12 protein-coding genes and 1 pseudogene are annotated in these 10,301 nt (G+C 46.1%); 8 read left to right on the top strand and 5 right to left on the bottom strand.

What is annotated here, in order from left to right:
- The 8 genes and pseudogenes from RTK01_RS13855 to RTK01_RS13820 all read left to right on the top strand — a co-directional run.
- Positions 1-249: pseudogene (locus tag RTK01_RS13855) on the top strand (hypothetical protein); the annotation flags it as partial.
- A gap of 288 nt (positions 250-537) precedes the next feature.
- A complete protein-coding gene (locus RTK01_RS13850) occupies positions 538-1,857 on the top strand; it encodes a hypothetical protein (RefSeq protein ID WP_312281537.1) in 1,320 nt (439 codons plus the stop codon).
- Between the two features lie 40 nt (positions 1,858-1,897).
- A complete protein-coding gene (locus RTK01_RS13845; protein ID WP_312281536.1) occupies positions 1,898-2,029 on the top strand; it encodes a hypothetical protein in 132 nt (43 codons plus the stop codon).
- Between the two features lie 57 nt (positions 2,030-2,086).
- Entirely contained in the window at positions 2,087-2,299 is a 213-nt protein-coding gene (locus RTK01_RS13840; protein ID WP_312281535.1) for a hypothetical protein, read from the top strand.
- Positions 2,296-2,565: a hypothetical protein gene (locus tag RTK01_RS13835; protein WP_312281534.1), complete on the top strand. Its 270-nt coding sequence runs from the start codon at positions 2,296-2,298 to the stop codon at positions 2,563-2,565. Before RTK01_RS13840 ends, RTK01_RS13835 begins: the two co-directional genes overlap by 4 nt.
- A 241-nt stretch (positions 2,566-2,806) precedes the next feature.
- A complete protein-coding gene (locus tag RTK01_RS13830) occupies positions 2,807-3,322 on the top strand; it encodes a sigma factor-like helix-turn-helix DNA-binding protein (RefSeq protein WP_312281533.1) in 516 nt (171 codons plus the stop codon).
- A 421-nt stretch (positions 3,323-3,743) separates the two neighbouring features.
- Positions 3,744-4,124 (top strand): hypothetical protein, encoded by a 381-nt coding sequence (locus RTK01_RS13825; RefSeq protein WP_312281532.1) that lies wholly within the window; start codon positions 3,744-3,746, stop codon positions 4,122-4,124.
- 46 nt (positions 4,125-4,170) lie between these two features.
- Positions 4,171-4,344 carry a hypothetical protein gene (locus RTK01_RS13820; protein ID WP_312281531.1) on the top strand — a complete coding sequence of 58 codons (174 nt, stop codon included), beginning with the start codon at positions 4,171-4,173 and terminating at the stop codon, positions 4,342-4,344.
- A gap of 54 nt (positions 4,345-4,398) precedes the next feature.
- Here RTK01_RS13820 and RTK01_RS13815 read toward each other — a convergent pair whose 3' ends face one another.
- From RTK01_RS13815 to RTK01_RS13795, 5 genes are all read right to left on the bottom strand, one after another.
- On the bottom strand, positions 4,399-5,148 hold the full coding sequence (locus RTK01_RS13815) for a sugar phosphate isomerase/epimerase family protein (protein WP_312281530.1): 750 nt from the start codon (positions 5,146-5,148) through the stop codon (positions 4,399-4,401).
- A gap of 1,439 nt (positions 5,149-6,587) precedes the next feature.
- Positions 6,588-7,064 (bottom strand): hypothetical protein, encoded by a 477-nt coding sequence (locus RTK01_RS13810; protein WP_312281529.1) that lies wholly within the window; start codon positions 7,062-7,064, stop codon positions 6,588-6,590.
- 167 nt (positions 7,065-7,231) lie between these two features.
- On the bottom strand, positions 7,232-7,720 hold the full coding sequence (locus tag RTK01_RS13805) for a hypothetical protein (protein ID WP_312281528.1): 489 nt from the start codon (positions 7,718-7,720) through the stop codon (positions 7,232-7,234).
- 732 nt (positions 7,721-8,452) lie between these two features.
- Positions 8,453-9,292: a hypothetical protein gene (locus RTK01_RS13800; protein WP_312281527.1), complete on the bottom strand. Its 840-nt coding sequence runs from the start codon at positions 9,290-9,292 to the stop codon at positions 8,453-8,455.
- A 357-nt stretch (positions 9,293-9,649) separates the two neighbouring features.
- Positions 9,650-9,964, bottom strand: coding sequence for a hypothetical protein (locus RTK01_RS13795; protein WP_312281526.1), 315 nt, complete (start codon positions 9,962-9,964; stop codon positions 9,650-9,652).
- Positions 9,965-10,301 lie beyond the last annotated feature (337 nt).

Here is a 10,301-nt window from a genome sequence, read left to right as displayed (position 1 = left end):
GTTGCTGGCTGTGAAGTCCGGGCGCTTCCATTCTGCCATTGGTGGACGTTCCTTAGCTGGTTTAATGGAATCGGTGATGGGCAGCTATCAACGGTTGTTGCCATTCGAGAGAAGCGGCGCAAGGGGAAAAAGCTGACTGACTGGGAACATGATTTCTACAAAAAGAACAGGGAAAAGGTAGACTTCAAAACCCAGTACACGCAGCAAGACGACGCGGTGTTTAGTGCATGGACGGGGAAAAAGCAATGAAGGGAGGTTTACAGTGAGTAGTCATGACGGTGCTGTTACTATCAGCACAGAGATGACAATTCCGGGATAGAAAAAGATATAAAAAAAATCAAACCATCCCTCGAAAAGTCCGCAGATTCAGCAAAGGAACTTGGGGACGGGCTCTCCACCGCCGGAAAAAAGGGGTCCGATGCTGCTAAAAGCATTAGTGGCAGCTTTGATGGGCTGAAAGGCGTTCTGGGAGATCTGGTTTCCACCATAGGTATATCCTTTGGCGTTAACTCACTGGTCTCATTTGGGCGCGAAGCCGTGAGTCTGGCATCTGATATTCAAGAGGTTCAAAACGTCGTGGACACGTCGTTTGGGAGTATGTCAAATCAGGTTGAAGATTTCTCCCGGAATTCTATTGAGCAATTCGGTATGTCTGAGCTGGCTGCGAAGCAGACGGCGGGCCGCTATATGGCCATGACAACATCCATAGGGCTCACCGGCCAAGCCGCAACTGATATGTCTTTGAAAATTACGGGGTTGACGGGTGACATGGCGTCCTTCTACAACGTCTCGCAGGATGTTGCATCTACGGCCTTGGCGTCCATTTGGACGGGAGAGACAGAATCCCTCAAACAGTTTGGTATTATTATGACGCAGACCAACCTTGAAGCCTTTGCCATGTCTCAGGGAATCAACAAAACATGGGATCAGCTGACACAGGCCGAGCAGGTGCAGCTATGCTATAACTACGTTTTAAGTCAAACGTCTCTTGCACAGGGGGATTTCGCAAAGACGTCTGACAGTTGGGCGAATCAGAATCGAATTCTCAGTGAAACCACAAATGCCCTATCGGCCTCTATTGGTGAAGGGCTGATGGACTCCATGACACCGCTCCTTGAGATCGTCAACGATGTCGTGTCGTCGCTGTATGATTTCCAAGAATCAACAGGGCTTCTGGATGACTTTTTTACCATTCTAATTTCTGGAGCAGTGGGGCTGCTTACTTACAAGGTGGCTGATGCGATTGCCAGTGTAACCGTGTCAATCATGGAGATGGGGGGCGTTGCAATGATAGCAAATATGCAGGGCGGGCTTGCGGCTATCTCCTTTGGGGCTTTGATTGCGGCGCTTGTAAAGCTGGCGAATGCATGGGGCTCCATGAACGACGGCGAAAAGGTGGTTGCTGTTTTAGGTGCGGTAGCGGCTGCCGCATTAACTGCTGCTTTGGCGGTAGGCGCATTTCAGTCAGCTCTCACCATGGGCATTGCGGCTGCTGCGATAGTGGCCGGAATTGCCGCCATTATGATAGCAATAAACTCAGCAAACTCCAGAATGGCGAAGTTCAAGAACTTAGACAGCATGCCAACCCTGGCAGATGCCAGATTGCCCAGGGCCAATGTTCCCCGCCTCGCCACCGGCGCAGTGATTCCCCCTAACCGCGAGTTTATGGCGGTGCTGGGGGACCAGAAGAGCGGGACGAACATTGAAGCGCCCATGGGAACCATCAAGCAGGGGGTCCGTGAGGTGATGTCCGAAATGGGCGTTACCGGCGGACCACAGCAAATCACCGTGCTCATGGAATTGGACAGGCGGCAGATCGGCAGGGTGGTCTACGAGCTGAATAAATCAGAATCTTAGCGCGTCGGCGTGAGCCTTGTGAATAAATAAGGAGATTTATATGGGAGAAAAACAAGTTGGAGTTTTTAGCCTGCTCGGTCTTATGCGGGAGCATCTCCTGCGGCAGCAGGTGGATTTAATTACTGGGCAGGGAGAAGACAAGCCACCCAGAGAGGAAGCGGAGGACGAATAAAGCTGATGGGGCGTGTGGGCTGTCGCCTGCGCGCCCTTTGCTTAAGGAGGAAGAAATATGGCAAGAAAACGATTAAAAATGGAGACTCCCCGTGAAGTACGCCATGCGGTGACCAGAGTCGCCAACATGGTTCTCAACGGGGAGCTGGATGCCAAGAATGCCAACGCTATCCTGTACGCCTGTAATGTGGTGCTGGGGGCTATTCGTACTGATGAACAGCAGGCAAGGCTTGATGAACTTGGAAGAATGGTGGAGGGCATGAAGAAATGACAGCTTTCATGAAGCGCATTGAATTCATTAGACAGCAGATCAAAGATTGTCAGTACCCGGTTGTGATCATTGAAACCGGGCAGCGTTTTGATACTGACGCGGACCTTATCACGTATCTTCTCAAGAATGGAGCCAACACACCAGATGGGCGCATTGTACGATACAGTAAGCCAGATAAGGACGATATAGATCCGTTTAGCATGTCCCTGTATGAATTTATAGACAGTATGATTGAAGCCGATACGGTGATCATTGACGATGTCTGATAGAGGAGGTGGCATCCATGACCAATGAGGAGCTTTGCGCACTAATTCAGGCCGGGGAGCGGGACCGGCTGGGGGAGCTATGGGAGCAGGTGGAGAAGTTTGTTTCCATGATGGCCGGTCGCCGCGCCCGTCAGATTGGTGGATTCGGTGGAGTTACGGCGGAGGACTTGTATCAATCTGGCTTTCTGGCCGTCGTAGCTGCTGTTGACAGCTACGATTCGCTTTCGTTGGGGGGCTGCCCATGGCCCTTAAAACGGCTTTTGCGGGGGCTACCGGGCAGCGAACGTCAAAGCGGGATATGCTGGACTATACGCTTGACTTGGACGCGCCCATTCCCGGGACCGATGATATGCTAGCAGCGGATGTCATTCCTGACCCCAGCAGTGAGGAGGCGTTCCAGAACGCGGATCGGAGAATGTACATAAAGCAGCTGCACGCCGTCCTCAACGATGCTCTGAATACACTGCCGGAAGAGCAAGGCGCGGCGATTCGTGGGACGTTCTTTGACGGTCTTACACTGGCAGTTCAGGCCGAGCAGGCCGGGGTATCCACGGAACGCATCCGCCAGCGTCAGGTGAAGGGAATGCGGGCTATGCGTTATCCCAAGATCAACCGCAGACTGAGGCCATTTCTGTACCCGGATGCAGACGTTTACGCGGCGGGGCTGCATGGAAACGGTATAGGTGTATTCGAGAGGACCGGCTCCAGCTCCACAGAGCGGGCCGTGCTGGCCATGGACGAAAGGCGGCAGTTGTAAGTAGTATTCGGACATTTAGATTCGCAATCTGCCATGTCACCATTTTGGGAACCTGCCGAGGCGTACGGATTTCGTCCGGCTGGAACTTCGTATGAAATCCGTCCGAAGTCCAAACGTCCGAAAACCGGACATTAGAAATCCCGAATCGAGGGATTACCCTCACCCCCGAATTTTCGTGGATGAGCCATCAGCGAAAATCCGCTGGTGAAACCGCTGGGCTATCATCCAGAAGCACCCGGAGGTTCCATACACCACTACATTAATGGATTTCCCAGACAAATGGGCCGCTATCGTTTGGATGTGCCAGAACCAATTAGGCCGCAGGAGCATCACCGATGAGCAAAGAGCTGTTCTTATTGCGCAGGAATACGACGCGCAGAAGAAGACGATTGGGGGGGATCGTGGGAATCAATACACAAAAATGGCATCAGACGAAAACAACCAGATGCCAAAAAGCAAGAACCCGACCCGCGCCGTAGTCGCCAAGGCCCATGGCATTACCGAGAATGCCGTTAAGTCCGCTGTTGAATTTTCCCACGGTCTTGATTCCGCAGACGAGGTAGCCCCTGAATTCAAAAGCTCCATCATGTCCGGTGCCATCAAGGCCCCGAAATCCGTTATAGCTTCCCTCCCCAAGATGGAGGAGCTGGAGCGCAAAAAGGCCGTACAGGCAATCCAAAACGGAGAGCGAAGATCGCTTTTGCTGAAATCTGAAAAAGAGATCGCCCTCATCCACACCGACAAGGAACTTTCCAGACTGGAAAGAGTTTCCAGTTTCATTATTCTGCCACCCTCATGTTGACCTGGTCATTTTTGACCGTGTTGAAATCAATCTTCCCTGGAATACAGTGGGGCATGGCAACAATGGCACGGGCATCATCCAGAGCGACGGTAGCGACCCCACCGGCGACGGGGATATCATCAACCTGACGCATGAGCAGGTTCGCACGTTAGTGTTTATCTACCGGGGCGGTGGATTTGATCGGAAGTTGGAGGCCGTCGGGTTGGAGACGACGGTATAATAAGGGAGCCGCCCGGGGTTAACCCCAGGCGGCTTTGCTCTCCAATTAAAAAGATCAAATTTGCGACAAACATTTTGCAATATAATTGTATCCGATTTTTGCTGCATGATCTGGAGGTGACGGACGATATTCAAAAACGAGAGGCCCGTCGAAACCAATCTCGTGCAACGCTTTTAGACAACACTGAAAATTGTAATGCTCACCATCTGGAGCCATGCGATTTGCATCTGAAATATCTACTTGCGCAATCAAATCGCGCTGTTCATAGATACAATCGCAAGTTTCAATTTTCTCATTCCATAAATGCATGGTATCCAAATGCAGTTTAAATGAAGGTGAATGGAATTTGCGGATAAAATTCGCGGTTTCTGTCGGATCAAGGTACATGTCTGTTTCCAAGTGATCGTTTGCTTCCAAGATAATCGTAACCTCATGCTGCTCTGCATAGGGAAGAAGATCCTCAAAACTTCTAGTGAATTGCTCAACGTAAATATCCTTCGTTGGACTGTCACTGGACCATCCACGGATAGCTCCGACCACAACAAACGGATTTCCAAGCTGGGTAGACAACTTTACATGATCTTTCATACGCTGCACGGCACCACGACGATTTTCTTCATCTCCCGAACCTAGGCAAAGATGATCGACTGTATAGCCTCTTCCTGTTGCTATAGATGCTACGTTGAGCTTAAATTGATCGGCTGATTTGATCACTGCTTGTATATCCACTTCTGAAGGGCGATTGACCGTAAGTTGTACGGCATTAAACCCAATTTCAGCTGCTTGACGAAACGTCTTCTCCACGGGACCCTGTAGAGGGGCTGTTACAGACGGAAAGCTTCCATCTGATACGACAACGCATATTTGCATAAAAACCTTCTTCCGCTGCTCAGGACATCCTAGCATTACCAAAGCTGCGCTATGATATTGGGGAGATTTACATTTTTCCCTAATATATCATGGTATTTCATTAATATCAATTCAAAAAATCCATCCCTTGATGCTTTAATTTCATGCTTTTTACAAGGCGGGTTCCCGCGCCACCCCAGAAGGGCGTTTTGGACTGTCTCCTGGCAGGCCACACAGGCATTGGGATTCAAGGACCCACGCGCCCACTACCTCGCCGCTTTATTTTCGTCCAACACATCACGCCTAATTTCCAGGCTGGCCAGTTTGAGTCCGTGTTGTTCACACCAAAGCCTCGCCAGTAGTGTACAGGCGCTCTCTATCTGTTCGGCTGTCACTTTAGGTTGTATGAGTTTTTCTCCTGCACTCTGTTGCTGCATCTCTCTCCCGTCTTTCGGGAAATAGATATGTAGTTCTTCCGGATTGGCCCCGCAAATAGAAAGACATTTGTACATCTCGGTGATGCTCCACGGATGGAAGTTTTAATAATATACCATTGAACAGAAATGTCAACTAATTTAAAAGCATGAAAGGCAGCAATAATATGTCATGGAATGTGCCAAACAATGTGTAAAGTCTTTTCACGAACTGATAATCTCCAAAACCTACCACACGCAAGACATTGGAATGCTTGTTCGAGTCTTTCCGGTCGGCTATGTTGACTTGTATTTTGATCTGTACATTTTTAAAATGTCGGTCCATTTCTGCTTTTTCTGCAATCAAAAATAGGTTAAAAAACAAAAATAAAATCCCTAGAGCCATTGCGGCTCTGAGGAAAATGCTGGTGACCCGGCGGGAATTCGAACCCCGGACCCACTGCTCAAAAGTCGGTTGGTCTTGCAAATGAAATTTAGCTCTGGTCAACATGAAGCTTGACCTACCCCTAGTTGTGGCATCAAAATGCGTTGCCGCAAATAGTGTTGTAATACTAATTTTAAGATTATTCCACTTACTGTATGTCAATGGTTACAAGATTTTAGCGCGCCGGACTCTGACTCCGTCTGTAAGGGTTCGAATCCTTCACCCGCTGCCATAAGAAAAGCACGTGGAACCATTATTGTCCATTGTTCTTCAAAAATTTTTTGTTTATTATGGGTTGCTTTTATATGTTATGCTCGGGCGAAAATCATTTGGGTTTCTTTGAATAAAAAATATCCGAAAGAGCGGATTAAGGAAGACTCCCCAACAAACAATTTCACGGCCCCGAGGGGCCGTGAAATTATTGAGTGTGGGTACACTTGCGCTGCTTGCGGGTAGTTCTGTTTGTTTGCTGTTTCTAAAAGTTGGAGAGACCAATGTCAAGGGGGAGCCATCAAAACGATGGCTCCCCTTGACAATCATGATTCAACTGAGTACCTAAGAACTAAATCTTCAGATAGAGTAAAATTATCATATTGTTCGGAACCAGCAATTGTACCGTTTGAATCAACAAGGAAATTTATCATCTGCTTGTCATCGACATCAAAACTCCCGATGAGTGGTTGGCTGCCGCTGATTGATATTTTTTCGCTGTAAGTGGAGAGTTCATACGCATCAGTATCGTTGCGAATATGAACAAACCGAATATATCCGATATCATGGTTTATGATAATAAATACACTGCTGTTCTGAAGACTTATTTCCTCGACTACATTTTCCTCAGTCTCGTTAAGAGCCAGGAAAATATCACCTATGGAACTGTATTGCTGGGAATTCAGGGTATTGTCTGAGGCGTCTTCACATCCTAATATCAATACGGAGCACATAATCCAAACAGTCAAAATGAAAAGCCTTTTTATATTATTGGTACTTGGGATAATATAGGCCATCAGCATATGCACCAACCTTTTGAGGAACAAATCCAGAGACATTATAGGCGTCAGTAAATGTTCCATTATTATATTCTGTTACGATGGTTAGTACGCCATTTGTGTGTCGCATCATGGGCACAAACATAATTCTTGCGGTTTTTCCCGCACCAATGTTAATAGTCATGCCAAAACTAGAGCTGTTCTCCGCAGATTTCGTATATGACACTCCCAATGTTGGCAACAATTGTATCTTTATAGGATGCTGACAAGGATATATTGGCAGTAAGTGTTTCTGAAACTGTCTGGCTTTGCCCATAAGAAATGGAGCCCCCATCCTGTTCGCCCTGCAAAAGGCCTGTAACCGCGTATTCTTTAGAATAAACTAAATAAGTATTACCGCTACTTCCCTGATATTTAACAGTCCGAATATATAGAGGTTGTACGATATTTAAAGTATCAGGCTCTATGGTGGCCGGGGCTGACAACGATTCATAGTATGCGATTTGTGCAAGTTCATTAGACTGCACCATACGCAGGTCTTCTTGCGAGAGTCCAAATGGCTGCCCGTTTACAACAAGCACAGCAACAACATTTGATTTGGAAATATCAGCCGCAAACGCGGGAACGCACAGAGACACGCACATCACCACTGCCAGAGCCAAACTCATTCTTCTTTCCATGTTATACCGCTTTTCTCATTTTGTAAAGAATCCGACGGGATAAGATATGTAAAATGTCATTGCGATAATACTTACTGCATCGGTCTGCTCTTTTCGTGCCCCCGGTGGAGTGAGATCGTCGGTTTCCACTGCGCTGTTATATAGTGTCTGGGAAACAGGAAAAGGCGACGAATATTTTGTAATTGGCGGAAATGTTTTAATCTTCCATATTCCCGCCATCGGCTTTGCCGAGATCGGTAGGCCAGAGGTATATGAAAGCAATGTAAGACGCGCCCTGGGAATTGAATAATGGGCGGAGCATTTGCTCCGCCCATCAGTGCGATTTTGATTTCGTGATTGGACAAAAAGCTAATCCTCCTGCCATCTTCATCCTTATATTGCAAAAAGATTGCTCAACTCACTGTACTCAAAATCAAATGTATGGCGGAGGTAGGCTGTGTTGAAGCGCCACGCATATGCGTGGCGCTTCAATTCGTAAAACGTGTACTTTATAGGTTAGTTTTTTGGATTTCTTAGAGTGTTTTAGCGGCGGTATTGTGGAAACTAATTTTGTTTATTGCTGGTTTCGCAAATGAAGCGTGCTACTAATAATTAGAATAATAGCAGTAAGTAATGTCAATAAATTAGCATCTCGGTTAATCCAGCCTAACAAAGCTGCTAACCAAGCAAGAAAAAGCAATATACTTAAGATTAGTGCTAACCAAGAAAGATAATTCTGCTTTTTTTTCATCATTAGCCCCAGAAGATGGTAACAGTGTCGCGAGTATAATATGCGATTTCATAAGCACGAAGAGCAAAGGCTGTATCATGACGAGAATAAGAATTTGTTTCATAATAATCTCCGGAATATTCGGAATCACCATTGTGCTTATCATCGGTGAGAACATACTTGTGTCCTGACATATTTGTTGAATATCCTCCACCATCAGTAAGCTTCCAATTCACACAAATATCATTGCAAGTTACCCAATAGTCAGGAATAAAAAAGCCTCCGATACTATCTCCAATACCAAGCCACAATACGACTTTGGCAGCAACTTCGCCTGCTATAAGACCGGGAATGCTCAGTACGCCTGTTATAAGTCCAACTAACGAAGCAATATTTTTATATTTTCCAGTTAAGTTATACATGTTCGATTCAGAGGTCTTTTGGTAAGCACAGGTCAAATAGCGGGTTACTGGAATAGTATCATAATATTGATATGTAATTGTACCAGCGGTTGTATAGCTAGCTCTTAAACTGGCCCTAGCGGAATCTCCTTCTTCGAAAAAATATTTAATACTTGAGATGGGATTTCCCTGCTCATAAGAGATATCTTCAATATAATGTTCTGCTCTATGGACATATGATACGCAAGTTGTTACACCTTTGACAATTTGAGAAATCTTTGCATCACCATTGGGATAATCCTCGATTACCAAGTTGATGTCATTTCCCACATTTACTTCGTCGGCTTGAACTGAAGCATTTGAATATGTGAGACTTGAACGATACTCCGCAGCAAACGCCGGAACACACAGAGACATGCACATCACCACTGCCAGTGCCAAACTCATAAACTTCTTTTTCATGTTATACCTCTTTTCTCATTTTGTAAATAATTCGCCGGAATAGAGATATGCAAAATGCCTTCGCAATAATACTTACTGGATTGGTCCGCTCTTTTCGTGCCCCCGGTGGCATGGGATCGTCGGGTTTGTGTTCCTTTGTAATACTAGTGTCCCAAAAACAGGAAACGGCGACATTCTTCTTCAAAATTCCTTATTTCTTTATGGGTTGCTTTTATGTGTTATGCTCGGGCGGAAATCATTTGGGATTCTTGGGATAAAAAACATCCGAAAGGGCGGATTAAAGAAGCCTTCTAGACTAGCATTCAGGCGACCCGAAAGGGTCGCCTGAATTACAAGTGGTGAACCATCTATCCGATTTCACTTTTGCAACCTTGCTACAAAAAACTTATATGCTCCTGTAAAAATTTTTTGTACAGCCGTGATAGCAATCGCAGTAAACACCCATATAATGGTGGTTTTGTTTATAATGACAATGAGCACAAAAAGGAGTACACTTACGAAGCAAAGCATTGCCTGCAAAAATAAAAAAATGCGCCTTTTGGCTCCCGTAATATCAGTATAAACATCAGTTTTATTTATATTTCGTAAAATTGATATACCTAGCCACAAATCGTGAATGAAATACAAGATTGCTCCAAATTCAAGTAATGAAAACGAATTTGATAAGTTCATAAATAAACATCCTCTAAATTAACTCCAACTAGTCGGGGTGTATTCATTTCCATAAACGTTCCAAAAAAGCAGTCTGCCCAGCGATCTGGCCTTGACAGGGCGCGTTTCCTGTATTGGCATAATCGTGGACTGCACGTCGAACGGCAGTCTCCCGGTCTGCCACTGTTCCAGCGGGAAAAATAATGTGGCGGTGACAAAATACGTCGTCACAGGCGTTACCCGAATTGTCAGATCAGACGTATTCGATTGATTGTCAAAATAAGGATACATTTAAGATTTATTTTTTTATCGCTAATCTCCCTGAAAGGCCACATCTGCGGTCTTTCAGGGAGATTGA

Source organism: Oscillibacter sp. (assembly GCF_031978065.1).
In the GTDB taxonomy this organism is placed as follows: Bacteria; Bacillota; Clostridia; order Oscillospirales; family Oscillospiraceae; genus Oscillibacter.
This window is presented reverse-complemented; position numbering and strand designations above follow the sequence as displayed.